The organism is Variovorax sp. PBL-E5, from assembly GCF_901827185.1.
Classification (GTDB): Bacteria; Pseudomonadota; Gammaproteobacteria; order Burkholderiales; family Burkholderiaceae_C; genus Variovorax.
Genome location: NZ_LR594671.1, coordinates 4070022 through 4096394, shown reverse-complemented (window position 1 = coordinate 4096394; position 26373 = coordinate 4070022). Strand labels below are relative to the sequence as shown.

The window sequence follows — 26373 nt, the reverse complement described above, 5'->3', positions numbered from 1 at the left end:
TCGGCCTCGCTGAACGCTCGTTCCGGCCTGCGGCGTTGATGTCCGCATGCGTCGCACGACAGCCTCGGCGCTTCCAGAAAGGTTTGCCGGCATGACCAAACGCCGCGTCGTCGTGACCGGGCTCGGTTGCCTCTCTCCTGTCGGAAATACCGTCGCCGAATCCTGGGCCAACCTGTTGGCCGGGAAGTCGGGCATCGACACGATCACCAAGTTCGATGTGAGTGCCTTCGCCTGCAAATTCGCGGGCGAGGTCAAGGGCTTCGACATCACGAAGTACATACCCGAGAAGGAAGCGCGCCATATGGATCGCTTCATCCATCTGGGGCTCGCGGCTGCGATACAGGCAGTGCAGGACAGCGGCTTGCCGACCGGCGACGCGCTGCCTCACGAGGAGGCGGTACGCATCGGCTGCAATATTGGTTCCGGAATCGGGGGACTGCCTCTGATCGAGGCAACCCATGGCGAACTGGTCAATCGCGGGCCGCGCCGCGTATCGCCGTTCTTCGTGCCGGCGTCGATCATCAACATGATCTCGGGCCACGTGTCGATCAAATACGGGTTCAAGGGCCCGAACATTGCGATCGTCACCGCATGCACCACCGGCCTGCACGCGATCGGCGTCTCCGCGCGCATGATCGAATATGGCGATGCGGATGTGATGATCGCCGGTGGTTCGGAATCCACGGTATCGCCGCTCGGCATCGGCGGATTCGCCGCGGCGCGTGCGCTGTCGACGCGCAATGACGATCCGGCCACCGCCTCCCGTCCCTGGGATTGCGATCGCGATGGCTTTGTTCTCGGAGAAGGCGCTGGCGTGCTGGTACTCGAGGAATACGAGCACGCGAAGGCACGCGGAGCCAAGATCTACGCCGAGGTGTCGGGTTTCGGCCTGAGCGCCGATGCGTTTCATATGACCGCTCCTGACGTCGACGGGCCGCGTCGGTCCATGGTGATGGCCTTGAACAACGCGGGCGTCAACACTGATCAGATTCAGTATCTGAATGCGCACGGCACCTCGACGCAGATCGGCGACGTCAATGAAACCAACGCGATCAAGAATGCCTTTGGCGACCATGCCCGCAAATTGGTCGTGAATTCGACGAAATCGATGACGGGTCACCTGCTGGGCGGTGCCGGCGGCATCGAGTCCGTGTTTACCGTGCTGGCGGTGCATGAGCAGAAGAGCCCCCCCACGATCAACATCTTCAATCAGGATCCGGAGTGCGATCTCGACTATTGCGCCAACGAGGCGCGCGATCTCAGGATCGACGTCGCGCTCAAGAACAATTTCGGCTTCGGCGGCACCAACGGCTCGCTGGTGTTCAAGCGCGTTTGATTTCCTCCGACCTATGCACGGCGCCCCGTCGGTGAGTTATCCGGTGGGGCGCTCGCGCAATGCGGATCTGCTGGTCCTGATCATTTGGATCTTCGGCGTCGGTTCATCCGTTTTCGTGAGCATTCGATTCGAGGCCTTCGGTTGGCGGCAGGCGTCGTTGACCCTGGGCGTCGCCCTTGCCAGCGCGCTGGCCTGGCGAGATTTCAGCCGCCGTGCCGCGCCCGCCGAACTGAGTTTCGACGGCCAGCATTGGTCGCTTTCAGGCAGCACGGTGCTGCGGGCCGCGGCAGCGCATGTGGCGCTCGACTTGCAATCCTTGCTGCTGGTGCGCGTGATCGAGTCCGGTCGCACGCAGCGCTGGATCTGGCTCGACCGACATGCAAAGCCGGAACGCTGGCGAGATCTGCGCCGTGCGGTATATTCGCGCGCTCCGTCAGCGGGATCGGCCGCCGGCTCCGGGCGCGCAGCGTCCGCCAGCGGACATCACCCCCTCTCATGACCGCTTCCTTGCCGCCCGTGCCACCGGACGCCGGTTTGACCGGCGCGCCCGCCGCAGAGCCGAGGCCTGGCGAAGTCGACTTTCAACTCGTGCAGCGAACGGTCGCCGGCGACCAGAAGGCATTCGAACTGCTGGTGATCAAGTACCAGCGGCGCATCGAGCGGCTGATCGGCCGGATGGTGCGGGACGTGAATCTGGTCGAGGACATTGCGCAGGAAACCTTCATCCGGGCCTACCGGGCGCTGCATCAGTTCCGCGGCGAAGCGCAGTTCTACACCTGGCTCTACCGCATCGCCGTCAATACGGCCAAGAAAGCCCTGGTCGACATGAAGCGCGACCCGACCGTCTCCGAAAGCGCCCTGCGCTCGTCTTCCGAAGACGACGATGAAACTTACCGGCCCGGAAACGAACCAATCAGCGACGAGACGCCCGAATCCGTCATGGCTGCCAACGAGATCGCCGAGGCCGTCGAAACGGCCATGGAGGCGCTGCCCGCCGAATTGCGGCAGGCCGTCACGCTGCGCGAGATCGAAGGGATGAGTTATGAAGAGATCGCCGAAGTGATGAACTGCCCGATCGGCACGGTGCGGTCGCGGATTTTCCGGGCGCGTGAAGCCATTTCGGCAAAGGTCAAGCCATTGCTGGACAACCAGTCCGGCAAACGTTGGTAAGCAGGTGAATGAAATGAACCACACAAGTACAGGTCGCGAGCAGGTGTCGGCACTCGTCGATGGCTATTTGCAAGGCGATGAATTCGCGCAGGCGATCGGCAAGGTCGGCAGCGAAGGCGAGTTGCGCGCGACCTGGCACACGTACCACCTCGTCGGCGACGTGCTGCGTTCCGGTGTTCATACCGCCTGCAGCGATTCTTCCGAATTCCTTTCCCGGCTGCAGCGTCGCCTCGAGGCGGAGCCGGCCGCGCCTGTTTCGCTGTTCGTCGAGCCGCAGCCTGCTGCCACGCCTCGTCTCGAAGCAGCCAATGAGCCGGTCTTTCGATGGAAGCTCGTTGCGGGGGCGGCCTCGTTGGCGGCGGCGGCGGCGATCGGATGGAATTGGGTCGGCGGCAGCGCCGCCCCCCAGCCCGGCGATGCACAACTGGCGCAGCAACAGACCTCGAATTCGGTGCTTGCCGCGTCGATTTCGCCTCAGCAGGCCATGTCCTCGTTCACGCCGACGCGGGTGGTTGTCGGAAGCGGCGGCCCGCAGGTCATGCTGCGCGATCCTCGTCTGGATCAGTTGCTCGAAGCGCACCGGCAGGTCGGCGGCGCGCAAATGCCTTCCGGCTTTCTGCGCAATGCCACCTTCGAAGGCCCCTCGCGCTGAACGCGCGCCTGCAACTGTCGAGATGATTGTTCCAATGTCGACTTCCGCGCGCGGGGCCGTGGTTCTGATGGCTGCCTTGTGCGCCGGGCAGGCCGCGGTGGCACAAGGTCGCGCGCCCGTGCCGCCTCCAAAAAGCTGGGCCAACGCCTCAGGCGGGGAGATGCCAAAGCTCGGGGCGGTCGAATGGCTGCAGCGCATGCATGCCGCCTCACGACAGCGCAGCTATGCGGGCACCTTCGTGGTTTCCGCGGCGGTGGGCAACCTGTCGAGCGCCCGTATCTGGCACGTGTGCGAAGGCGATCTCCAGATGGAGCGCATCGAGGCTCTTTCGGGGCCGCCGCGCTCGACCTTCCGCCGCAACGATCAGGTCATGACCTTCTTGCCCGAGGCCAAGATCGTTAAGAGCGAGAAACGGGAAAATCTCGAACTGTTTCCCAATCTCCTCGGCAGTCCTGATTCTTCCATTGACGATTTCTACAACGCGCGCGTGCTCGGCAAGGACCGGGTTGCCGGGTTCGATGCGGACGTGGTCCAACTCGAGCCGAGCGACGGCCTGCGCTTCGGCTACCGCGTCTGGAGCGAACGGCGCACGGGCCTGGTGGTCAAGCTTCAGACCATCGACAACGAGAACCGGGTGATCGAGCAGTCCGCATTTTCTGAGCTTCAACTCGATGCACCGGTCAAGGCGCATGCGCTCGCACAGATGATGAGCAGCACCGCGGGCTACCGGATCGAGAAGTCCGAGCTCGAGCGCACCACGGCGTCGAAAGAAGGCTGGTCGCTCAAGACGCCGATCGCCGGCTTCAGGCCGATCAGCTGTTACCGGCGTCCGATGGGTGATGGTCCGCAGGGCCACACGATGCAATGGACTTTTTCGGACGGCCTTGCATCGGTTTCGCTGTTCGTCGAGCCTTACGATGCGCAGCGTCAGCCTCGGGAAGTTGTTCTTGCGCTGGGCGCCACCTACACGCTGACGCGCCGACTGACCGGCAAGGATGGCGATTGGTGGCTGACGGCGGTCGGCGAAGTGCCGCCACAGACGCTCGACGCATTTGCCCACAGTCTTGTCCACACGCACTGATCGCTCTCCGGACGCCTGAAAACTTCGGCGAGCCGTTGAAGGTATTGTTGTTGTCTTAGCTCTCTCATACGAAAGAAACCGATGATGTTCAAGATCGAGGGGAACAAAATCCGTTCATACCTGATGGCGGGCGCGCTTGCCCTTGCTTCCGCCGCCGCTTTCCTGCCGGCCATGCCGGCCCATGCGCAGGTGCGGACCCTTCCCGACTTTACCGATCTCGTCGATCAAGTTGGACCGGCGGTGGTCAATATCCGAACCGTCGAAAAGGTGACGTCGCAGGGCAATGGCGAAATGGACGAGGAAATGCAGGAGTTCTTCCGCCGTTTCTTCGGCCAACCGATGCCCGGGACGCCGCGCCAGGGACCGCGCTCGAACCGGCCGCAAGCGCCGCAGGAGGAAGAGCGCCCGCGAGGCGTGGGTTCCGGCTTCATCCTCACGTCCGACGGCTTTGTGATGACCAACGCACATGTGGTGGAAGATGCGTCGGAGGTGCTCGTCACGCTGACCGACAAGCGCGAATTCAAGGCGAAGTTGATTGGCGTCGACAAGCGGACCGATGTGGCTGTCGTGAAGATCGATGCGACGGGGCTGCCGGCGGTCAAGGTGGGCGACGTATCCAAGCTGCGCGTGGGCGAATGGGTGATGGCCATCGGGTCGCCGTTCGGCCTCGAAAATACCGTGACAGCAGGCATCGTGAGCGCCAAGCAGCGCGACACGGGCGACTACCTGCCGTTCATACAGACCGACGTTGCCATCAACCCCGGAAATTCCGGCGGCCCGCTGATCAACATGCGGGGCGAGGTGGTGGGCATCAACAGCCAGATTTACTCGCGCTCGGGCGGATTCATGGGCATTTCGTTCTCGATCCCGATCGACGAAGCCATCCGCGTCAGCGATCAGCTGCGTGCCACCGGCCGGGTTTCGCGTGGGCGCATCGGTGTGCAGATCGACCAGGTCACGAAGGACGTTGCCGAGTCCATCGGCCTGGGCAAGGCCCAGGGCGCTCTGGTGCGCGGCGTCGAAGCCGGATCGCCGGGCGACAAGGGCGGAATCGAGCCGGGCGACATCATCACCAAGTTCGACGGCAAGACCATCGAAAAACCCAGCGACCTCCCGCGCCTCGTGGGCAACACGAAGCCGGGCACCAAGAGTTCCGTCACGGTGTTTCGCCGCGGCAGCACGCGCGATCTGTCCGTGACGGTGGCGGAGATCGAGCCCGACAAGCCTGCCAAGCGTGCGTCGGAGCGGGATGAGTCACCCACCAAGTCGCCCGCGTCCGCCGCCGCCAAGTCGCTGGGACTCGCACTCAGCGATCTCACGGAGGCGCAGAAAAAGGAGCTCAAGCTCAAGAACGGCGTCAGGGTCGACGCGGCCGCCGAAGCCGCCGCCAGGGCTGGCTTGCGCGAGGGTGACATCGTGCTTGCGATCAGCAACGTCGAGATTTCCAGCGTCAAGGAATTCGAGTCGGTGCTGGCGAAGGCTGACAAGGCCAAGCCGATCAGCGTGCTTTTCAGGCGAGGTGACTGGGCCCAATACGCACTGATCCGGCCTTCACGCTGATCCGGCGCTCAGCGTCAAGTGGCCCCACCCTGCAGTCGGGTTTGGGGCCCTTTTTTGGTAGCTTTGCGACGACGGCGAGCACGGAAATAAAAAATTCTTGGCGCATCGGAAGATCTATATTTGTTTGTATTCACTAACTTGTTGCCGAGCTAACGATGAATTTCAGTAGAATAGGCTCCGTCGCCTCGCCGGAGTGCGCATAAGCAAGGGCCCTCTCTTCACCATGCGAGATGTGAGGCACCCGTCCACCGGCGCTCCACAGATCGCCCACAAGTTGTTAAGGAAACGGTCCACCGATCGTGTTGATAAGCTGTTCATAACCTCCATGTTGCTGACCTGCAACGACGGTTCCGGGGCTTCGGCCCGGCTGTACGCGCCCCCCTTTTTGCCTACAATGAAGTTCCAACTACTGCAGTTGCCATTGCTTGTTGGTTCAGGGCGCGTCTCTCGGGGACGCGCCCTTTTTTCTTGCCTGTCGCTTTCCGCGCACGAACCAATTCAAGTACTTAAGCGTTCTCGTTGATGAATCACATCAGAAACTTTTCGATCATCGCGCACATCGATCATGGCAAATCGACGCTCGCGGACCGCTTGATACAGCGTTGCGGCGGACTTGCCGACCGCGATATGGAAGCACAGGTTCTCGACTCGATGGACATCGAGAAAGAGCGTGGGATAACCATCAAGGCGCAGACCGCTGCACTGCACTACACGGCGCGCGATGGACAGGTCTATAACCTCAATCTGATCGATACGCCGGGGCATGTCGACTTCTCTTACGAAGTGAGCCGCTCGCTGTCCGCGTGCGAAGGCGCGTTGCTCGTCGTCGATGCCAGCCAGGGTGTCGAAGCGCAGACGGTTGCCAACTGCTACACCGCGCTCGATCTCGGCGTCGAGGTCGTGCCGGTGCTCAACAAGATGGATCTGCCGCAAGCCGATCCCGACAATGCGAAGTCCGAGATCGAGGACGTGATCGGCATCGATGCGACCGATGCGATTCCCTGCTCGGCCAAGACCGGCATGGGCATCGACGAGATCCTCGAAGCCATCGTCAGCAAGGTGCCCGCGCCCCGAGGCGATCCCAACGCCGCCTTGCGGGCCATGATCGTCGACAGCTGGTTCGATGCCTACGTGGGCGTCGTGATGCTGGTGCGCGTGGTCGATGGCCGCCTCGCAAAGGGCGAGCGCATCAAGCTGATGGCATCGGGTGCGACCTACAACGCGGACAACCTCGGCGTCTTCACCCCGGCGACGGAGCCTCGTCCATCGCTCGAAGCGGGTGAAGTGGGCTTCATCATCGCGGGCATCAAGGAACTGCAGGCCGCGAAGGTGGGCGACACCGTCACGCTGATCAAGCCCGGCACGGGTGGCGCAGCCGCCACGGCGACGCAAGCCTTGCCTGGCTTCAAGGAAATCCAGCCGCAGGTCTTCGCCGGCCTCTATCCGACCGAGGCCAGCGAGTACGACTCGCTGCGCGACGCGCTGGAAAAACTCAAGCTCAACGATTCGTCGCTGCACTATGAACCGGAAGTGTCCCAGGCGCTGGGCTTCGGATTCCGCTGCGGTTTCCTCGGCTTGCTGCACATGGAAATCGTGCAGGAGCGGCTGGAGCGCGAGTTCGATCAGGACCTGATCACGACCGCGCCCAGCGTCGTCTACCAGGTCATGAAGAACGACGGCGAAGTGGTGATGGTGGAGAACCCGTCGAAGATGCCCGACATCGGCAGGATGTCGGAGATCCGCGAGCCCATCGTCACGGTTCATCTCTACATGCCGCAGGAATACGTCGGCGCCGTGATGACGCTTGCCAATCAGAAGCGCGGCGTGCAGATGAACATGGCCTACCACGGCCGACAGGTCATGCTGACCTACGAGATGCCGCTCGGCGAGATCGTGCTGGACTTCTTCGACAAGCTGAAATCGGTCTCTCGCGGCTATGCGTCGATGGACTACGAGTTCAAGGAATACCGCGCGTCGGACGTCGTCAAGGTCGACATCCTGCTCAACGGCGACAAGGTCGACGCGCTGTCGATCATCGTTCACCGCAGCCAGAGCCAGTACCGCGGCCGGGCGGTCGTCTCCAAGATGCGCGAGATCATCAGCCGCCAGATGTACGACGTCGCGATCCAGGCCGCGATCGGCGTCAACATCATCGCGCGTGAGACAATCAAAGCCCTCCGCAAGAACGTGCTCGCCAAGTGCTACGGCGGCGACATCACTCGCAAGAAGAAGTTGCTCGAGAAGCAGAAGGCGGGCAAAAAACGAATGAAGCAGATCGGCACGGTCGAGGTCCCGCAAGAGGCCTTTCTCGCCATCCTGCAAGTCGAAGACTAACGATGGCATTTCTCACCTCACTGATCCTCGCGGCCTTTGCGGGCTATATCGGCGCCTGGTACTTCGGCGCGATCGAAGGCAACTTCGCATTGCTGCTTTTCCTGGCCACCGTCGTCACGGGTATCTATTGGCTGGCGGAACGGTTCTACTTCCTGCCGAAGCGTCGGCGTGCGGCCGAGACGCTCGACGCCTCGCTGGCGCAGCGGCGCGAAGAGCTGGCCCGTCAGGGCATCACGCAGGTCGACAAGGTCGACACCACGGCGCGCGAACGGCTGATCATGCAGCCGTGGTGGCTGGATTGGACCGCAGGCCTGTTCCCGGTGATCCTGGCGGTTTTCCTGTTGCGCTCGTTCCTGTTCGAGCCGTTCAAGATCCCGTCAGGTTCGATGATGCCGACCCTGCTGACCGGCGATCTGATCCTGGTCAACAAGTTCACCTACGGGTTGCGGCTTCCGGTCATCAACACCAAGATCACCGAGGGGACGCCGCCCGCACGTGGAGACGTGATGGTGTTCCGCTACCCGCCCAAGCCGAGCATGGACTACATCAAACGCGTGGTCGGCGTGCCGGGCGACGAGGTGGCCTACCTCAACAAGAAGCTCACGATCAACGGGCAGCCGATCAGCAAGGACCCGGTGCCCGACTATTTCGATGAGGAGACGATGAGCTACCTCAAACAGTACTCGGAAAATCTTGGCGGAAAACAGCACAAATTGCTCAATGACGATAACCGGCGCGCAGGCCTGTCCGAGGCCGAGATCATGCCCTTCCCGAATCAGGAAAATTGCCGCTACAGTGTCGAGGGTGTCGTCTGCAAGGTGCCGCCGGGCCACTATTTCATGATGGGCGACAACCGTGACAACTCGCTCGATTCGCGCTACTGGGGCTTCGTTCCGGACCAGAACATCGTGGGCCGGGCGTTCTTCGTGTGGATGAATTTCGGCAATCTCAAGCGCATCGGCGGATTCCAATAACGATTCAGATTTTTCATTCGAGGGGAAGAGGGCAAGCATGAGAGCAATCGAGTCGAAACAAAAGCAGCGCGGCATCTCCTTCATCGGGCTGCTGTTCGTGGCCATCGTGCTGGCCTGCCTCGGCGTCGTCGTGGCGCAGGTGATTCCGACGCTGATCGAATACCAGGCGATTCTCAAGGCAGCCAACAAGGCCACGGAGGGCGCGACGGTCCCCGAGGTACGGGCCATCTTCGATCGCGCCCAGGCCATCGACGACTTCACCTCCGTCGCCGGCAAGGACCTCGACGTCCAGAAGGTCGGCGACAAGGTCGTGGTGTCGTTTGCGTACCAGCGCGAGATCCATCTCTTCGGCCCGGCCTACCTGACGCTCAAGTACCAGGGCCAGTCGCACTGAATGAAACACCCCCCGGAGGGCGGCCTTGCCGCGCTGCAGGCGCGCATCCAGCATTCGTTCTCGGACGGACGCCTCCTCCAGCTTGCGCTGACGCACCGCAGTTTTTCGGCGGACCACAACGAGCGGCTCGAATTCCTGGGCGACTCGGTGCTCAACCTCGCCGTGTCTCATCTGCTCTACGCGCGTCTGTCGGCGCTGCCCGAAGGCGATCTGTCCAGGGTGCGCGCCAGCCTGGTCAGGCAGGAGACGCTGCATCAGCTTGCGATCAAGCTGGCCCTGTCACCGCTGCTTCGCCTCGGTGAAGGAGAGGCGCGCTCGGGTGGTTCGAGCCGGCCTTCGATCCTGGCCGATGCGCTGGAAGCGTTGATCGGTGCGGTGTACCTCGATGCGGGCTACGGTCCCGCGCAGGCGCTGGTGCATCGCCTTTACGAGGCGGTCGAAATCAATCCGCGCATGGAAGCGGCGGCCAAGGACCCGAAGACCGAATTGCAGGAATGGCTGCAGGGCCACAAAATGAAGCTGCCGGCCTATCGCGTCGTCGGGACGCTGGGTGCGGCCCACAAACAAACTTTCGATGTCGAGTGCGAAGTGGCCGAACTGGGCCTGTGCGAACGCGGCATCGGCGGCTCGCGCCGCGCCGGCGAGCAGGCCGCCGCGGCGGCCATGTTGATCCGGCTCAAGGCGCGCGGCGCGAAGGCATCCCAATGAACGACGCAACCGACCCTTCCATGACCCGGCCCGAAGAGCCAGGCGGTTCCGAGGGCACTCCATCCTCGCAGCGCTGCGGTCTCGTGGCCATCGTGGGCAAGCCCAATGTCGGCAAGTCGACACTGCTCAATGCACTGGTCGGCCAGAAGATCAGCATCACCTCGCGCAAGGCGCAGACCACCCGGCACCGTATCACCGGCATGCGCACCCTCGGCGCGACGCAGTTCGTCTTCGTCGACACGCCCGGCTTCCAGACCCTGCATGCCAATGCATTGAACCGGTCGCTCAACAAGACCGTGGTGGGTGCCGTCTCGGATGTCGATCTGATCCTGTTCGTGGTGGAGGCCGGCAGTTTCACGCCGGCCGACGAACGGGTGCTGAAGCTGCTCGGCACCGGCATTCCGACGGTGCTGATCGCCAACAAGCTCGACAACGTCCATCGCCGCGGCGATATCGCGCCCTGGCTGCAGACCATGCAGGGCAAGCACGCCTTCGCCGAGTTCGTGCCGATGTCGGCCAAGAATGCCAAGGATGTCGAGCGCCTCTTCGGCATCTGCGAGAAATACCTGCCCGAGCAGGCCTGGTGGTATGCCGAGGACGAGCTGACCGACCGCAGCGAACAATTCCTGGCCAGCGAGCTGGTGCGCGAGAAGCTGTTCCGGCTCACCGGCGACGAACTGCCCTACACCTCGACGGTCATCATCGACAAGTTCGAGGAAGAGCCCCCCGCGCGCAAGGGCCAGAAGCGCCTGCTCAAGATCGCCGCCACCATCGTGGTCGAGCGGGACGGCCACAAGGCGATGGTGATCGGCGACAAGGGAGAGCGCATCAAGCGCATCGGCACCGAGACGCGGCAGGAACTCGAGAAGCTGATGGATGCCAAGGTCTTCATCGAGCTCTGGGTCAAGGTGCGCTCGGGCTGGGCGGACGATGAGGCGCGCGTGCGATCTTTCGGGTATGAATGAGCTTGCATGGCGGTCAAGCGCACCTCCCATGAGCCGGCTTATGTGCTGCATCGCTACGACTGGAGCGAATCGAGCCTGATTCTCGAGGTCTTCACCCGGCACCATGGGCGCATCGCGCTGGTCGCCAAGGGCGCCAAGCGACCGAGCTCCAACTTCCGGCCGGTGCTGCTCCCGCTGCAGCCGCTGCAGCTGTCCTATGGCGGTGATGCCGAGATCCGGAGCCTCAAGGCGGCCGAGTGGATGGGTGGCCACGTGATGCCGACCGGCGAAGCGCTGCTGTCCGGCTACTACCTCAACGAACTCCTGCTGCGTCTGCTGGCCCGCGACGACGCGCACGAGGCGCTGTTCGACGCCTACGCCGGCGTCGTCCAGGTGCTGGCCGGCGACCATGCGGGCGCTCAGGCCGCGACGCAAGCCGCGGCCCTTCGCGCCTTCGAGCTGCTGCTGCTGCGCGAAGTCGGCTTGCTGCCGGCACTCGATGCTGAGACGCTCACGCTGGCGCCGCTCGAGGACGACGTGCGCTACGCCCTCGTGCCGGAAGCCGGCCTGCGTCAGGCCGCGCAGGACGAGGCAGCGCTCGAAGGTTCGGAATGGCGGGCGGTGGAGCGCACCCTCGGCGAGCGCGCGCCGCTTCCTGCCGCGCTGCGCCAGGTCGCCCTGATGAATGCCGGAACCAACAGTTCGCTGCGCAACCAGCTGCGCACGCTGCTCAACTACCATTGCGGTGTCGCAACGCTGCGCACGCGGCAGATGATGAGAGACCTGCAAGCCCTATGAGCACATTCCTTTCGGTCAACCTCAACAAGGTGGCGCTGGTGCGCAACACCCGGCCCCTCGGCATCCCCAGCGTGCTCTTTGCCGCCGCGCTGTGCCTGGATGCCGGCGCGCATGGCATCACGGTGCATCCGCGGCCCGACGAGCGTCATATCCGTCCGCAGGACGTGCGCGACCTGTCGGCCCTCCTGGCGAAGGACTGGGCCGGCCTCGAGTTCAACATCGAAGGCAATCCGTTCCACAACCTGATGGAGTACGTGCGCGAGCTGCGTCCGCACCAGGCGACCTTCGTGCCCGACAGCGAAACGCAATCCACCAGCGACCACGGCTGGAGCTTTCCCGAGGACGCAGCTCGCCTGCGCCCGCTGATCGCCGAAACCCGCGCGCTCGGGGTTCGCGTGAGTCTTTTCATGGACCCGGAGCCGGACATGATGGCGGCCGCCAAGGCCGTCGGTGCCGATCGCGTCGAGCTCTACACCGAGGGTTATGCCGCCTCGCGCAACACCTCCCGGGCGGACGCCGTCCTGCAGCTGTATGTGGAGGCAGCGCGCGCGGCGCAGGCCGCGGGACTCGAGGTCAACGCTGGGCATGACCTCAGCCGCGAGAACCTCACCGAATTCCTGCGCGCCGTCCCGGGCGTGCGCGAGGTGTCGATCGGCCATGCCTTCGTCGCCGACGCGCTGGAGCTCGGCTATGCCGCGACCACGCGCGAGTACCTGCGCTGCATCGGTGAGGCGAAGTAGATGCGGCTGCCGGCGCCGGGGGCGCTGAGATGATCTACGGCATCGGCACCGACATCTGCGACGTCCGGCGCATCGCCGCCACCTTCGCGCGTCAGGGCGAACGCTTCGCCGAGCGCGTCCTCAGCGACGCGGAGCTCGGTGTCTGGCGCACGCGCAGCGCGCGCTGGCCGCAGCGCGGCCTGCGTTACCTCGCCACTCGCTTTTCCGCCAAGGAGGCCTTCAGCAAGGCCATCGGCACCGGCATGCGCACGCCGATGGCCTGGCGGCTGTGCGAGATCGCGAACCAGCGCAGCGGCAAGCCCGTGATCGTGCTGCACGGCGGCCTCAAGGATTGGTTCGACGCAGAGCGCCTGACGGCGCATGTCACCGTGACCGACGAGACCGACTTCGCGGTGAGCTTCGTCGTCGTCGAGCGCCGCGAATGACCCAGGCTGCATCGCATGCCCCGCTGATCATCGACGTCGCGGGGCTCGCATTGAACGATGCCGACCGGCGGCGGCTGGCCGATCCGCTGGTGGGCGGCGTGATCCATTTCGCCCGCAACTGGCAGGACCGCGCGCAGCTCGCCGCCCTCAACGCGGAGATCAAGGCGCTGCGGCCGGACCTCCTGATCTGCGTCGATCACGAAGGTGGCCGGGTCCAGCGCTTTCGCACGGATGGCTTCACGCGATTGCCGTCCATGCGCGCACTCGGCGAACTCTGGATGGCGGATCCGATGCGCGCCACGCAGGCGGCCACGGCATGCGGCTTCGTGCTCGCTGCCGAACTGCGCGCCTGCGGTGTCGATTTCAGCTTCACGCCGGTGCTCGATCTCGATCACGGCGCGAGCAGCGTGATCGGTGATCGCAGCTTTCATCGCGATCCGCGCGTCGTCGCGCTGCTCGCCAAGAGCCTGATGCACGGCTTGCTGCAGGCTGGGATGGCCAACTGCGGCAAGCACTTCCCCGGCCACGGCTTCGTGCGGGCCGACTCGCACGTCGCGATACCCGTGGACCGGCGCGGGCTGAAGACGATCCTGGCGGACGACGCCCGGCCCTACGACTGGCTGGCCGGCACCCTCGCGGCCGTGATGCCGGCGCATGTGATCTATCCCAAGGTGGATGCGCGGCCGGCCGGCTTCTCGTCGAAGTGGCTGCGGCAGATCCTGCGCGGCCGACTGGGCTTCGACGGCGCAGTCTTCAGCGACGACCTCAGCATGGAGGCCGCGCGCCGCATCGACGGCCAACTGCTGAGCTACACCGATGCCGCACTGTCGGCGCTCGACGCCGGCTGCGATCTCGCCTTGCTGTGCAACCAGAGCGTGGGCGAAGGCAGGGTGCTCGACGAGCTGCTCGACGGCTTTGCCGCGGCACGGCGCAGCCGGCGCTGGCGGCCGGATGCCGACAGCGAGGCGCGCCGGCGGGCCTTGCTGCCGCGTGCGCCGGCGCTCGATGGGGATGCGCTGCGACGTTCTCCCGTCTACCAGCGCGCGCTGGAGATGGCGCTGCCCGGCCGTCCAGCCTGAACAGCGGCCTTCAGCTTGCGGCCGGCCAGAGCGGGCCGCCGCCGCCGTCGAGATGGGTCAGATAGAGCCGCAGGTCGAACTCCAGCTGGTGATAGTCCGGCTCCATGTGCGTGCACAGCTGGTAAAAAGCCTTGTCGTGCGCGCGTTCCTTCATGTGCGCCAGCTCATGGACGGCGATCATGCGCAGCCATTCGATCGGCACTTCCTTGAACAGGCTCGCGACGCGGATCTCGCGCTTGGCCTTGAGCTTGCCGCCCTGCACGCGTGACACCGTCGTGTGGGTGCCGAGCGCATTGCGGATCACGTGCAGCTTGCCGTCGAACACCACCTTCGACAGCGGCTCGGCATTGCGCATGAAACGGCTCTTCAGATCGCTCACGTAGTCGTACAGCGCGCGGTCGGTGCGGATGTCGTGCGTGCGGCCATAGCGTTTTTGCAGCCATTCGCCGAGCTGATCCTGCACCACCAGCTGCGCGACCTGGGCCTGCAGCGCCGCGGGATAGGCAGCCAGGTACTTCATGCCGCTTGCGGCGCGCGTGCGCCGGCGGCGGCATAGGCCAGGCCGGCAGCCACGCCACCGAACAGATCTCCTTCGATGAGCTCGGTGCCCGGAAATGCGTCACGCAGTGCCTGCTGGAACGGGCGCAGCGCCGAAGAGCCGCCCGTCAGGTAGATGGCATCGAGCCTGCCGGTGCCGAGGTTCGCGCGCTGGACGCAATCGCGCGCGCACGACACCACGTTGTCGATCGGCGTGGCGAGATGCCGCCGCATGTCGCGGGCCGTGAGCGCGGACGCGAGGCCCGCCTGCGCGCACGACAGGTCGATCGCCACGCCATCGCCCTCGTCGCGCGTGCCGCTGCGGATCTTGGCCTGCTCGACCTCGTTGGCGATGCGATGGCCATGGCGATGCACGAGCACGTCGACCAGGCGGTCATGCAGCCGCGTGTCGGCATAGTTGATCCGCAGTTCCTGCACCTGCCGGATCGCCCGCGGCGCATACAGCCAGTTGATCAGATGCCAGGACGACAGATCGAAGAAGGACTTGCTCGGCACCTCGCGGCCGCGCGGGCCGATGTGCCGGAAGCCGAGATGCGGCATCACGCATTCGAGGCTGAGCCGCTGGTCGAAATCCGTGCCGCCGATGTGCACGCCGGCGGTGGCCAGCAGGTCGCCGGAGCGATCGGCCAGTGCGACGCGCTTCGGCCCCAGGCGCACCACCGTGAAGTCCGAGGTGCCGCCGCCGATGTCGACGATCAGGACCAGCGCCTCGCGATCGATCCGGCGCTCGTAGTCGAACGCGGCGGCAATAGGTTCGTACTGGAAGCGGACTTCGCCCAGCCCCGCATGGCGCGCGGCCCGGCGCAGCGCGGCTTCGGCCTGCCGGTCTCGCTCGTCGTCGTCGTCCACGAAGCGGACCGGGCGGCCGATGACGACCTGCGCCGGCGGCGCGCCGAACTGCGCCTGCGCGCGCTTCGCGAGCTCATGCAGGAAGAGGGCGATGATGTCCTCGAAGCTCACCTTCTCGTTGCCGATCTCGGTCTGGTCCTGCATCAGCGGCGTGCCGAGCAGGCTCTTGAGCGAGCGCATCAGCCGGCCTTCGGTGCCCGCCAGGTACAGCGCGATCGCCTCACGGCCGAAATGCGTGCTGCGCTCCTCGGCGTTGAAGAAGACCGCGGTCGGCATCGTCGTGGCCGATCCTTCGAGCGGCAAGAGGCGGGCGAGCGAATCGCCCTGCACCGACGCGACCGCGGAGTTGGAGGTGCCGAAATCGATGCCGATCGCGGGCGCAGAGCGGTTCAAGATTCCCGGCGCAGCGCAGGAAAGAGGATGACGTCGCGAATGCTCGGCGAATCGGTCAGGAGCATCATGAACCGATCGATGCCGATGCCGCACCCGCCTGTCGGCGGCATGCCGTATTCGAGCGCGCGAACGAAGTCATGGTCGTAGAACATCGCCTCGTCGTCGCCGCTGTCCTTGGCCGCCACCTGCGCATTGAAGCGCGCGGCCTGGTCTTCGGCATCGTTGAGCTCGCTGAAGCCGTTGCCGAATTCGCGGCCGGTGATGTAGAGCTCGAAGCGCTCCGTCACTTCGGGACGTTCGTCATTGGCGCGCGCCAGCGGCGAGATCTCGGTCGGGTGCTCCATGATGAAGGTCGGCTGCCAGAGTTTTTCTTCCACCGTCTCTTCGAAGTACATCACCTGCAGGCTGGCGAGGCTGCGCTGCGAGAGCTTGCCCTTGTCCTCGGTCAGGCCGAGCTTGCGCAGGGCGTTGACGAGCCAGGCGGCATCGTCGACATGGTCGCCCGCGTCGGTGTGGCGCAGGATCGCCTCGCGGATCGTGAGCCGCTCGAACGGAAGACTCAGGTCGACAGGTTGGCCCTGGTAGTCGAGCGCGAGCCGGCCGACGGTCTTCTCTGCGATGGTGCGGATCAGCGTCTCGGTGAAGTCCATCAGGTCGCGGTAGTTCCAGTAGGCCGCGTAGAACTCCATCATCGTGAACTCGGGGTTGTGCCGCACCGAGATGCCCTCGTTGCGGTAGCTCCGGTTGATCTCGAACACGCGCTCGAAGCCGCCGACGATCAGCCGCTTCAGGTAGAGCTCGGGCGCGATGCGCAGGAACATCTCCTGGTCGAGCGCGTTGTGGTGTGTCTTGAAGGGCTTGGCGTTGGCGCCGCCGGGGATCGGATGCAGCATCGGCGTCTCGACCTCGAGGAAGTCGTTGGCCACCATGAACTCGCGCAGCGCGCTCACGGCGCGGCTGCGCGCCGCGAAGCGCTCGCGCGCCGATTCGTCGGTGATCAGGTCGACATAGCGCTGGCGGTACTTCTGCTCCTGGTCGGCCATGCCGTGGAACTTGTCCGGCAGCGGCCGCAGGCTTTTGGTCAGCAGGCGCAGCTTCGTGACCTTGACCGAGAGTTCGCCGGTGCGGGTCTTGAAGGCCGAGCCTTCGGCGCCGACGATATCGCCCAGGTCCCAGTGCTTGAATGCGGCGTAGGCGTCTTCGCCCACCGCGTCGCGCGTGATGTAGAGCTGGATGCGGCCGGTGGCGTCCTGCACCGTCGCGAAGCTGGCCTTGCCCATCACCCGCTTGAGCATCATGCGGCCCGCCACGCTGACGGCGATCGGCGCGGCTTCGAGCACCTCGGCCGGCGTGTCGCCGTGCGCTGCGATCAGTCCCGCGGCGCGGTGGCCGGGCTTGAAATCGTTCGGGAACGCGACGCCCTGGCCTGCGGCCTGCGCCGCGCGCAGGCCTTTCAGTTTTTCGCGCCGCTCGGCGATGAGCTGGTTGTCGTCGATCGTGGCGGCCGCCGTGGAAGCGGGCGCGGCGACAGTGGCGGAAGCGGAAGGAGTCGATGAATCGGACATGGAAGCAGGGTAGGGGCGCGAACGCAACTCGCCATTTTAGCCGCCAGCGCTTCCTGCCGGACCGGCCGCCAGCGCGCGCCGATGCTTTGTCGGTTGCTATCCAATCGATAGCGGCCTATTCAACGATGCCGGTGCGTGCGAGCAGATCGCCGACGAGTTCGAGGCGCATCAGCGGGCTGTCGAGTTCCATCAGGCGCTGCTTGATCTCGGGCTGTACCGGCAGCAGCTCGCACCAGCGATTGGCCACCCACCCACAGTCGTCGAACCGATAGGGCGGCTCGATCGGCAGCCGCACGCGGTCGTTGCCCTCCATCCGCCGCCGCTCTTCCAGCGCGGTGACCAGCCGGCGCAACGAATCCGCACTCTGCTGCAGATCCTGCGGGACTTCGAGCGCCTGGTCATCGGGCAGCGCTTCGACGCTGGCCGTCCACAGTCCATGCCTCTGCAACTCGCTGGAATGAATGCGAAAGCGCTGCGTGCCCGCGCATTCGATCTGCATCAGGCCGGCCTGGGGAACGTCGAATTCGCGGATGACGGCGAGCGTCCCGATGGCCGAGAAGCTTTCGGCCTCTGCGCCGGCCCGGCGAACCTCGCTGCCCAGCGTGAGGCCGACCACGCCGAACGGCGCGCCCGTCTTGTGGCACTTGCCGATCATGTCGAGGTAGCGGACCTCGAAAATGCGCAGCGGCAGCAAGCCGCCGGGAAACAGCACGGTGCCCAGCGGAAACAAGGGCAGGTCGTGCAGAAGGGAGGGTGTCGTCATCGATGAACCTTGCATGGCTATCATCGCATTCCGTTCACGACCGCGACCCATGTTCTATCAAATCCCCGCGTTTCTGCTCGACGTGATCGTCGGCCTCCTCGGGGGCGCCTGTCTGCTGCGCCTCTACATGCAGTATCACCGGGTGCCTTTCGGTAACCCGCTGGGCCGCTTCGTGTTCGCCATCAGCGACTGGATCGTGTTGCCGCTGCGGCGCGTGGTGCCGCCGGTCAAGCGCTGGGATCTCGCCAGCGCGATCGCCGCCTGGCTGCTGGTGATGGCCAAGTTCCTGCTGCTCTGGCTGCTGATGGGCGGCCTGGGCCGCTGGACGATCCTGCCGCTGGTGTCGCTGATCGGGCTGTTGCAGCTCGCGGTATCGGGGCTCACCGCGCTGCTGATCGTCTATGCCGTGTTGTCGTGGGTGCCGAGCGCGTCTTCGATGCTGCAGGATCTCATCGCGCGGCTCGCGGAGCCGCTCGTGCGGCCGCTGCGGCGCTTCATTCCGCTGGTGGGTGGCGTCGACCTGTCGCCGCTGGCCGCCATCGTGCTGCTGCAGATCGTTGCCATCGTGCTCGGCAATCTGATGGGCTCGGCGTTCACCCTCGGACGCTGAGGTCCGCGCCGCCCGTCAGACCACTGCGTCGGCGGATTGGCGCAGCAGCATCGCCAGCGTGCTGGCCACGGTCTTGCGCAGTTCGCGCCGGTCGCAGATGAAATCGATTGCGCCCTTGGTCTGCAGGAACTCGGCGCGCTGAAAGCCTTCCGGCAGCGTCACCCGCACGGTCGATTCGATCACGCGCGGCCCGGCGAAGCCGATCAGCGCCTTCGGTTCCGCGATGACCACGTCGCCGACGAAGGCAAAGCCCGCGCTCACGCCGCCCATGGTCGGGTCGGTCAGCACGCTGATGTAGGGAAGGCCCTTCTTGGCCAGCCGGGTGAGCGATGCGTTGGTCTTGGCCATCTGCATGAGCGACAGCAAGCCTTCCTGCATGCGCGCGCCGCCGGTGGCCGTGAAGCAGATGAACGGCACCTTCTGCTCGATGGCGGTCTCGACGCCGCGCACGAAGCGCTCGCCGACCACGCTGCCCATGCTGCCGCCCATGAAGTCGAACTCGAAGCAGGCCACCACGACATTGATGCTGTGCACCGAGCCGCCGATGACCACGAGCGCGTCGGTCTCGCCGGTGTTCTCGAGCGCCTCCTTGAGCCGCTCGGGGTACTTGCGGCTGTCCTTGAACTTGAGTGCGTCGACCGGCAGCACTTCCTGGCCGACTTCGTAGCGGCCTTCGGGATCGAGGAAGGCGTCCAGCCGCGCGCGCGCGCCGATGCGGTGGTGGTGGCCGCAGCTCGGGCACACGTTCTGGTTGTGTTCGAGGTCGGTCTTGTAGAGCACCGTGTCGCAGCTCGGGCATTTGATCCAAAGGCCTTCCGGCATTTGGCGGCGCTCGCTCGGATCGATGGGCGCAATCTTGGGGGGAAGCAGTTTTTCTAGCCAGCTCATGAAGTCTCCATCCGGGGTGAGGGCATGCGGATTATCGGCCAGCCGTGTTCTTGGGCGTGGCCGTGGGCAGGGCGTCCAGTGCCTGCCGGATTTCGGACAGGAATTCGCGCACCACCGGCACCACCGCCTCCCGCGGCTGGTTCTCTATCAGCTGGATGATGCGGGTGCCGATCACGACCGCATCGGCAGCCGAGCCGACGGCCTGCGCGGTGCGCGCGTCACGAATGCCAAAACCGACGCCGACCGGCAGCTGCATGTGCTCGCGGATGCGCGGGATCATCCGGCCGACCGCTTCGGTGTCGAGATGGCCCGCACCGGTCACACCCTTGAGCGAGACGTAGTAGACGTAGCCGGTGGCAATGCGGCCGACCTGTGCCATGCGCTCGCCGGTGCTGGTGGGCGCGAGCAGGAAGATCAGGTCGATGCCGCTCGCCCGAAGCTTGGCGGCGAATTCCTCGCACTCTTCGGGCGGGTAGTCGACGACCAGCAGGCCGTCGACGCCGGCTGCCGCGGCATCGCGGATGAACGAATGCTTGCCGTGCACCAGGTCGTAGTGTTCGACCGGATTCGCGTAGCCCATCAGCACCACGGGCGTGCTTTCGTTCTGCCGTCGAAAGGTGGCGACCATGGCCAGCACCTGTTTCATGCCGATGCCCAGCGCGAGCGCGGCCTCGCCGGCCTTCTGAATTACCGGACCGTCGGCCATTGGGTCGGAGAAGGGCACGCCGAGCTCGATCACGTCGGCGCCCGCCTCGGCCATGCCGTGCATGAGTTCCGGCGTGATGTCGGCGAAAGGAAAGCCCGCGGTCACGTAGGGGATCAGCGCCTTGCGGCCGTCCTTGCGCAAGGCGTCGAAAGTGGCAGCGATGCGGCTCATGCACGGCCTCCCTTCACGCTGAGGCCGCGCATCGACGGCCGATCGTAGAAGTCGATGCCGGAGAGGTCGGCCACCGTGCCGATGTCCTTGTCGCCGCGACCCGAGAGATTGACCAGGATCGACTGATCGGGGCGCATGGTCTTCGCCAGTTTCATCGCGTGGGCGAAGGCATGGCTCGATTCGAGGGCGGGGATGATGCCTTCGGTGCGGCACAGGTAGTGAAAGGCTTCGAGTGCCTCGGCATCGGTGATGCCGACATATTCGGCGCGACCGATGTCGGCCAGGTAGGCATGCTCCGGGCCGACGCCGGGGTAATCGAGCCCGGCGCTGATGCTGTGCGTCTCGGTCACCTGGCCGTCCTCGTTCTGCAGCAGGTAGGTCCGGTTGCCGTGCAGCACACCGGGACTGCCGCGCAGGATCGAGGCCGAATGCTTGCCGCTGTCCAGGCCTTCGCCCGCGGCCTCCACGCCGATCAGGCGCGTGCCTTCGAAGGGAATATAGGGATGGAAGATGCCCATCGCATTGCTGCCGCCGCCCACGCAGGCAACCACCACGTCGGGTTGCCGGCCTCCGGCTTCGCCGCCGAGGCCTTGCGCGGCCAGCATGGCGGGCATCTGTTCGATGCATTCGATGCCGATCACGCTCTGGAAGTCGCGCACCATGGTCGGATAGGGATGCGGGCCGGCGACGGTGCCGATGATGTAGAAGGTATTTTCGACGTTGGTGACCCAGTCGCGCATCGCCTCGTTGAGCGCGTCCTTCAGGGTCTTGCTGCCCGATTCCACTGGCACGACGGTTGCGCCCAGCAGGTTCATGCGATAGACATTCGGGCTCTGGCGCTTCACGTCCTGACTGCCCATGTAGACCACGCATTCGAGCCCGTAGCGTGCGCAGATGGTGGCCGTGGCCACGCCGTGCTGGCCGGCGCCGGTTTCGGCGATCACGCGCGGCTTGCCCATGCGCTTGGCGAGCATGGCCTGGCCGATGGTGTTGTTGACCTTGTGGGCGCCGGTGTGATTCAGGTCCTCTCGCTTGAGGTAGATCTGCGCGCCGCCCATTTCGCGGCTGGTGCGCGCCGCATGGTAGATCGGCGAGGGTCGGCCCACGAAATGCGCGAGCTCGTAGTGGAATTCGGCCAGGAATTCGGGGTCGTCCTTGTACCGGGCGTAGGCGTCACGCAATTCATTGATCGCGTGGGTCAGCGTTTCGCTGGCGAAAGTGCCGCCGTAGATGCCGAAATGGCCGGTGGCGTCGGGTTGCTGGTAGGTGGTCATGGTCTCGATCGGTGGGCCGGCCGCGCCAGACGATCGAGGCGCAGTCAGCTAGAACAGGGCGTCGGCCGCACGCACGGCGGCCACGAATTCGCGAATCTTCCGGGCGTCCTTGATGCCTTTGCAGGCCTCGACGCCGGAACTCACGTCAACGGACAGCGACCGGGCGGCCGTCCGCAACTGGCGAATGCCATCGCCCACGTTTGCAGGTGTGAGCCCACCACTCAAGACGAGGTGAGCGTCGACGGCGGGTGGAAGATGTGACCAATCGAATGCCTTGCCGCCACCGCCATAGGCTTCGACGTGGGCGTCGAGCAGGATGGCGTGGGCGCGGGAGTAATCGGACGCGTATTTTACGAGATCGAAGCCGGCGCCGGCCGCACCGACCGGAATCCGGGCCGCGCGCAGGAAGCGGTGCGCGCCCTGGCCGCTCGCCTGCCAGCATTGATCGGGTGTTTCATCGCCATGGAACTGCGCGACGGCACCGGGCACGGCAGCGAGGGCGGCCCTTGCGGCTGCGGCCTCTTCGTTGACGAACAGCAGCACCGGCGTGACGAAGGGCGGCAGCCTGGCGGCCAGCCGCGCCGCGCGTTCAACGGTGACTGCGCGCGGGCTGGCCGGATACAGCACGAAGCCGATCGCATCGGCACCGCCATCGACGGCTGCGTCCACGTCCTCCTCGCGTGTCAGCCCGCAGATCTTGATGCGTGTACGGGCAACGTGGCGAATGGAAGTCATGGCGGATCATCATACGCAACGCCCCCCGCCTGCAGCGTTGCCTGCGGCGGCAAGCCCCAGCCGGCGTCGTAGAGCGGTCCCAGAAAGTACAGGCCATCCGCCGAGAAAGTCGGGGCGGCGACCTTGCGGCTGCGGGCCTCCAGTACCTTGCGCATCCATTCCGGACGCTCGTCGCCATGGCCGATGCGCACCAGGCAACCCATGATGTTGCGGATCATGTGATGCAGGAACGCGTCGGCCTCGAACTCGAAGTGCCAGCGGCAGCGTTCCGTCTCGCCGTGCCGCGTGACCGTGATGCGCCGCAGGTCCTTGATCGGCGAACGTGCCTGGCAGGCCGAAGCGCGGAACGAGCTGAAGTCGTGCTGGCCCAGCAGCATCGTGGCCGCCTCGCGCATCGCGTTGCCGTCGAGTGCGCGCATCGACCAGCCCACGCGGCCCGCATCCAGGCTCGGCCGCACCGGCGACTGCGACAGCACGTAGAGGTAGCGGCGCGTGAGCGCGCTAGCGCGGCAATGGAACTGGTCGGGCACCGGCTGCGCCCATTGCACCGCGATGTCGGCGGGCAGGAAGCGGTTGGTGCCGCGCACCCAGGAGAAGGGGGTGCGGTGAATGGCCGTGTCGAAATGCACCACCTGCATCAAGGCATGGACACCGGCATCGGTGCGGCCCGCGCAGAGCGTGGAGATCGGCTGGGCGGCGAAGCGGGTGAGCGCCGCTTCGAGCTTGTCCTGGACGGTTTGGCCCGACAGCTGGCTCTGCCAGCCCTGGTAGCCCTGGCCGTTGTAGCGGATGCCGAGCGCCAGCCTCACGGTGGAGTAGGCGGCGCCATGGCCGCTCAGCGCAATTGGCCGAGCAGTTGCTTGGCTTCGGCCTTGACGTCGCCCGAGCTCTCGGCAGCGACTTCCTCGATCAGTGAGCGGGCACCTTCGACATCGCCGAGTGCCTTCAGTTCGCGCGCCAGCGAAAGCTTGATCGCATGCGGGCTCTCCGCGCCTTCTTCGAGCGGTTCGAGCCGGCCACGCTCGGTGTCGGACGGGTTGCGATCCGGCAGGCCGGCCAGCGAACTCATGTCGAATTCGATGAAGCCGGAATCGCCGGGCAAGCCCGCGCGCAGGGTTGCCGGCTGCGTCATTTCGTCCTCGGGCGAGGGCGCGCGCGGAATCGGCTCGAGCACACCCGGTGCGGTGTCGAAGTCGTTCTCGAGATGAAGTGCTGCGATGGCGCTCAGCGGAGCGGCGTCGGTCGCCGCAGCGGCTGCGGGCGTCGGGGTGCGCGGAACCTCGCGCACCGTCGACGGGAATGGCTCCGGCGACGGTGTCGGCGGCAGGCTGGCCGTGAGCGGCGCCGGCGTCGAGGGCTTGGCCAAGTCGAGATCGAAATCGAGCGGCGCCACGGAAGGCACGAAGGCCGGTGGAGGCGCTGCGACGACCTGTGGCATGACCGGGCCGGAACTCGGGCTCAGGGCCGGCGCGGGCGAGGATGTCGCCGCTGCCAATGTGCCTGCGAATGCGGCGGCTTCGGCGGCGGAGACGCCGCGGCTGCCGGATTCATACAGCGGGTTGCCGGGATCCAGGTCCTTGCCCATTTCCGCCACGCGACCCCAGTCGCTGCCGGTGCCGCCGGTCAGCTTGTGCACATCGGCCGCGAGCGCCTCGTAGGCGCGCAGGTCGCGGCGCTTGGCATGGATCTCGAGCAGCTTGAGGTGGATGGCGGTGCGTTCAGGATTGACCCGCAGTGCTTCGCGCAGGATTTCCTCGGCTTGCAGATCGCGGCCGTAGGCCAGATAGACATCGGCTTCGGCCACCGGGTCCACGTCGCCTGCGTCCAGCTGGCTGGGAGAGTAGGACAGCGAGGAGACGACCGAATTGCCCCGGTTCTTGGTGTCGACCGACTCGCCGCCGCTGGCGCCGAAGAAGGAGTCCTTGGGCATGCGGCTTTCGATGAACACGCTGTCGCCGCTTTGGGGGCGCTTGCGGCCCAGCACGCGATGGAGAAAGAAGGCGACCAGCAGCGCGATCAGTGCGGCGGCACCGAGCATGAGCGGGTTGTCGAGCAGTTCCGCGAAGAACCCGCGCTCTGTCGGCGCAGGCGTGGCCGCCGGCTTGACAATGACCGGTGCCTTGGGCGCAGCGGAGGCAGTGGCCGCGGCCGACGAGGCGGCTTGCGTCGTCCCGTCGGCTGCTGTGGCAGATGCCGCGGCAGCGGGCGCGACGACAGCGGGCGTCGGCGGGCTGATCGCGCTCGCTGCCGATGCCGCGTTACCCGAGCCCGCAGTGCTTCCCGCAGCGGAGGCTGCGACCGACGGAGCGCTTGCCGCAGCGGGTGCGGCGCTGCTTGCCGTAGCAGCGGTCCCGCTGGCGCTTTGCAGCTTGTTCAGCTCGCTGATGTTCTTCGACAGTTCGGCAACGCGGGCGCTGCTCTCCTGTGCCTGCCGGGTCTGCGCCAGCTTGTCTTCGGCGGACACGTTCGCCGGGCCGCCCTGCGTGACCTTGAGTTTGTCGGCTGCTGCATTCGCCGCATTGCGATCCTCGACATTGGCCTGCAGCTTGCCCGAGGCCTGGCGGCCGGCGTCGGCGACGTTCGATTCGGGGGTGTTATCCGCCAGGCGGCGGCGGTACTCGCTGAAGTCGTGGCTCTGCGCTGTCACCATGCGCCGCGCTTCGGTCGCAGGAACGGCGCTCGCCTGGGACGGGTCCGGCAAGTCGAGCACGGCACCGGCCTTGATGCGGTTGACATTGCCGCGAATGAAGGCATTGGGATTGGCACGCAGCAGCGCCACCAGCATCTGGTCGAGCGATACGTCCGCTGTCTTGTAGGCACCGGCGATCTTGCTGGCGGTATCGCCGGCCTGTACCGTGACGTGCTGATCGCCGCCCGCGGGGGTGCGAATGGCCGGACTCGCGTTTGCCGCCCTTGGCGCTGCCTGCGTCGCGGCTGCGGACGGAGCGCCCGGCACCGCCGCCGGCGATGGGCGGCGGATCGGGGGTTCGATGACGGCCGGCGCGGTGGAACGCAGCGGCTGCGGCGGGGCTGCGCTGATCTGCGGCGCGATCGGCGCAACCGGCGCCGCGGCCAGCCGGCTGCCCGGCGGATCGAGCAGCACGGTGTAGTCGCGCACGATGCGGCCCGAATTCCAGTTGGCCTCGAGCAGCAGGTCGATGAAAGGTTCGCTGACTTGGCGGTTGCTGGTGAGGCGCACGACATAGCGCCCGTTGGCGCGTCGCTGCAGGCCCACCCTCATGTCCGACAGCACGGCGTTGTAAGGCACGCCCGCAGCGCGGAAGGCCTCGGGCGAAGCGATGGCGATCCGCAGGCCGTCGGCTTCGGATGCGCTGATCTCGGTGACGTCGATTTCGGCGCGAAGCGGTTCACCCAGCGCCGACTGGACATTGAGCCGCCCGAGCGCGAGCGCCGAAGCATCGGTGCTGACGAAGCCCAGGGCCAGAGTGATCGCCGCGCTCAGAAGGGACAGCCGCCCCCGGCCGGAAAACGTCGGGATCTGGCAAGGCGCCGGGAGGCGGGCCGCAGGCAACGGATGTCGTGTCATGCTGGTAGGGGCAGCGCGGCCCAAAAGTGTAAGGGGACGTTAACATCATCACCCTGCACTGACAAGGCGACAGGCCTTATCTACCCAGTGCGTGCCAACTTCGGCATGCCTGTCGCGTT

The 26373-nt window shown here is 65.6% G+C and carries 26 protein-coding genes; 16 read left to right on the top strand and 10 right to left on the bottom strand.

Translation table 11 applies throughout. The annotated features are described in order from the left end of the window. Window positions 1-91: 91 nt before the first annotated feature. The 15 genes from fabF (at window position 92) to nagZ (ending at window position 14195) form a co-directional block, all read left to right on the top strand. Window positions 92-1336: a beta-ketoacyl-ACP synthase II gene (gene fabF / locus WDLP6_RS19955; RefSeq protein ID WP_162593754.1), complete on the top strand. Its 1245-nt coding sequence runs from the start codon at window positions 92-94 to the stop codon at window positions 1334-1336. 31 nt (window positions 1337-1367) lie between these two features. Further along, window positions 1368-1835, top strand: a complete 468-nt coding sequence (locus tag WDLP6_RS19950; protein WP_232077145.1) for a hypothetical protein — start codon at window positions 1368-1370, stop codon at window positions 1833-1835. Continuing rightward, window positions 1832-2506, top strand: coding sequence for an RNA polymerase sigma factor RpoE (gene rpoE, locus WDLP6_RS19945; protein ID WP_162593752.1), 675 nt, complete (start codon window positions 1832-1834; stop codon window positions 2504-2506). The genes WDLP6_RS19950 and rpoE overlap by 4 nt, the downstream gene beginning before the upstream one ends. 13 nt (window positions 2507-2519) lie before the next feature. After that, on the top strand, window positions 2520-3158 hold the full coding sequence (locus WDLP6_RS19940; protein WP_162595170.1) for a sigma-E factor negative regulatory protein: 639 nt from the start codon (window positions 2520-2522) through the stop codon (window positions 3156-3158). A 22-nt stretch (window positions 3159-3180) separates the two neighbouring features. Then, window positions 3181-4239 carry a MucB/RseB C-terminal domain-containing protein gene (locus WDLP6_RS19935; protein ID WP_162593751.1) on the top strand — a complete coding sequence of 353 codons (1059 nt, stop codon included), beginning with the start codon at window positions 3181-3183 and terminating at the stop codon, window positions 4237-4239. Between the two features lie 81 nt (window positions 4240-4320). Further along, window positions 4321-5799: a DegQ family serine endoprotease gene (locus WDLP6_RS19930; RefSeq protein WP_162593750.1), complete on the top strand. Its 1479-nt coding sequence runs from the start codon at window positions 4321-4323 to the stop codon at window positions 5797-5799. Between the two features lie 522 nt (window positions 5800-6321). Further along, on the top strand, window positions 6322-8133 hold the full coding sequence (lepA, locus tag WDLP6_RS19925; protein WP_162593749.1) for a translation elongation factor 4: 1812 nt from the start codon (window positions 6322-6324) through the stop codon (window positions 8131-8133). Window positions 8134-8135: 2 nt separating this feature from the next. Next, on the top strand, window positions 8136-9107 hold the full coding sequence (lepB, locus tag WDLP6_RS19920; protein WP_162593748.1) for a signal peptidase I: 972 nt from the start codon (window positions 8136-8138) through the stop codon (window positions 9105-9107). Between the two features lie 37 nt (window positions 9108-9144). Beyond that, window positions 9145-9501 (top strand): DUF4845 domain-containing protein, encoded by a 357-nt coding sequence (locus WDLP6_RS19915; RefSeq protein ID WP_162568865.1) that lies wholly within the window; start codon window positions 9145-9147, stop codon window positions 9499-9501. Continuing rightward, window positions 9502-10209 (top strand): ribonuclease III, encoded by a 708-nt coding sequence (gene rnc, locus WDLP6_RS19910; protein ID WP_162593747.1) that lies wholly within the window; start codon window positions 9502-9504, stop codon window positions 10207-10209. Between the two features lie 20 nt (window positions 10210-10229). After that, window positions 10230-11174 (top strand): GTPase Era, encoded by a 945-nt coding sequence (gene era / locus WDLP6_RS19905; protein WP_232077499.1) that lies wholly within the window; start codon window positions 10230-10232, stop codon window positions 11172-11174. A 6-nt stretch (window positions 11175-11180) separates the two neighbouring features. Further along, window positions 11181-11951 carry a DNA repair protein RecO gene (recO, locus tag WDLP6_RS19900; protein ID WP_162593745.1) on the top strand — a complete coding sequence of 257 codons (771 nt, stop codon included), beginning with the start codon at window positions 11181-11183 and terminating at the stop codon, window positions 11949-11951. Continuing rightward, window positions 11948-12691 carry a pyridoxine 5'-phosphate synthase gene (locus WDLP6_RS19895; RefSeq protein ID WP_162593744.1) on the top strand — a complete coding sequence of 248 codons (744 nt, stop codon included), beginning with the start codon at window positions 11948-11950 and terminating at the stop codon, window positions 12689-12691. Before recO ends, WDLP6_RS19895 begins: the two co-directional genes overlap by 4 nt. Before the next feature lie 29 nt (window positions 12692-12720). Further along, on the top strand, window positions 12721-13116 hold the full coding sequence (gene acpS / locus WDLP6_RS19890; protein ID WP_162593743.1) for a holo-ACP synthase: 396 nt from the start codon (window positions 12721-12723) through the stop codon (window positions 13114-13116). Then, window positions 13113-14195, top strand: a complete 1083-nt coding sequence (nagZ, locus tag WDLP6_RS19885) for a beta-N-acetylhexosaminidase (protein ID WP_162593742.1) — start codon at window positions 13113-13115, stop codon at window positions 14193-14195. The genes acpS and nagZ overlap by 4 nt, the downstream gene beginning before the upstream one ends. 10 nt (window positions 14196-14205) lie before the next feature. On the opposite strand, the gene WDLP6_RS19880 is transcribed toward nagZ, so the two are convergent. The 4 genes from WDLP6_RS19880 to WDLP6_RS19865 all read right to left on the bottom strand — a co-directional run bounded on the left by WDLP6_RS19880 (window position 14206) and on the right by WDLP6_RS19865 (window position 18323). Then, entirely contained in the window at window positions 14206-14715 is a 510-nt protein-coding gene (locus tag WDLP6_RS19880) for a YgjP-like metallopeptidase domain-containing protein (protein ID WP_162593741.1), read from the bottom strand. Beyond that, the gene (locus WDLP6_RS19875) at window positions 14712-15995 is read right to left on the bottom strand and encodes an Hsp70 family protein (RefSeq protein WP_162593740.1); all 1284 of its coding nucleotides are present in this window, start codon (window positions 15993-15995) and stop codon (window positions 14712-14714) included. Before WDLP6_RS19875 ends, WDLP6_RS19880 begins: the two co-directional genes overlap by 4 nt. After that, window positions 15992-17560 (bottom strand): lysine--tRNA ligase, encoded by a 1569-nt coding sequence (gene lysS, locus WDLP6_RS19870; protein ID WP_162593739.1) that lies wholly within the window; start codon window positions 17558-17560, stop codon window positions 15992-15994. The genes WDLP6_RS19875 and lysS overlap by 4 nt, the downstream gene beginning before the upstream one ends. 115 nt (window positions 17561-17675) lie before the next feature. Next, on the bottom strand, window positions 17676-18323 hold the full coding sequence (locus WDLP6_RS19865; RefSeq protein WP_232077143.1) for an LON peptidase substrate-binding domain-containing protein: 648 nt from the start codon (window positions 18321-18323) through the stop codon (window positions 17676-17678). 49 nt (window positions 18324-18372) lie between these two features. On the opposite strand from WDLP6_RS19865, the gene WDLP6_RS19860 reads away from it, so the two are divergent. Then, a complete protein-coding gene (locus tag WDLP6_RS19860; protein ID WP_162593737.1) occupies window positions 18373-18933 on the top strand; it encodes a YggT family protein in 561 nt (186 codons plus the stop codon). Between the two features lie 15 nt (window positions 18934-18948). Here the strand turns inward: WDLP6_RS19860 and accD are convergent, their stop codons facing one another. The 6 genes from accD to WDLP6_RS19830 are packed head-to-tail and all read right to left on the bottom strand — an operon-like array spanning window position 18949 to window position 26254. After that, window positions 18949-19821, bottom strand: coding sequence for an acetyl-CoA carboxylase, carboxyltransferase subunit beta (gene accD / locus WDLP6_RS19855; protein WP_162593736.1), 873 nt, complete (start codon window positions 19819-19821; stop codon window positions 18949-18951). 31 nt (window positions 19822-19852) lie between these two features. After that, window positions 19853-20698: a tryptophan synthase subunit alpha gene (gene trpA, locus WDLP6_RS19850; RefSeq protein WP_162593735.1), complete on the bottom strand. Its 846-nt coding sequence runs from the start codon at window positions 20696-20698 to the stop codon at window positions 19853-19855. After that, entirely contained in the window at window positions 20695-21972 is a 1278-nt protein-coding gene (gene trpB / locus WDLP6_RS19845; protein WP_162593734.1) for a tryptophan synthase subunit beta, read from the bottom strand. The genes trpA and trpB overlap by 4 nt, the downstream gene beginning before the upstream one ends. A gap of 48 nt (window positions 21973-22020) precedes the next feature. Continuing rightward, entirely contained in the window at window positions 22021-22707 is a 687-nt protein-coding gene (locus WDLP6_RS19840) for a phosphoribosylanthranilate isomerase (RefSeq protein ID WP_162593733.1), read from the bottom strand. Beyond that, on the bottom strand, window positions 22704-23516 hold the full coding sequence (truA, locus tag WDLP6_RS19835; protein ID WP_162593732.1) for a tRNA pseudouridine(38-40) synthase TruA: 813 nt from the start codon (window positions 23514-23516) through the stop codon (window positions 22704-22706). The genes WDLP6_RS19840 and truA overlap by 4 nt, the downstream gene beginning before the upstream one ends. Window positions 23517-23542: 26 nt before the next feature. Then, a complete protein-coding gene (locus WDLP6_RS19830) occupies window positions 23543-26254 on the bottom strand; it encodes a FimV/HubP family polar landmark protein (RefSeq protein ID WP_162593731.1) in 2712 nt (903 codons plus the stop codon). Window positions 26255-26373 lie beyond the last annotated feature (119 nt).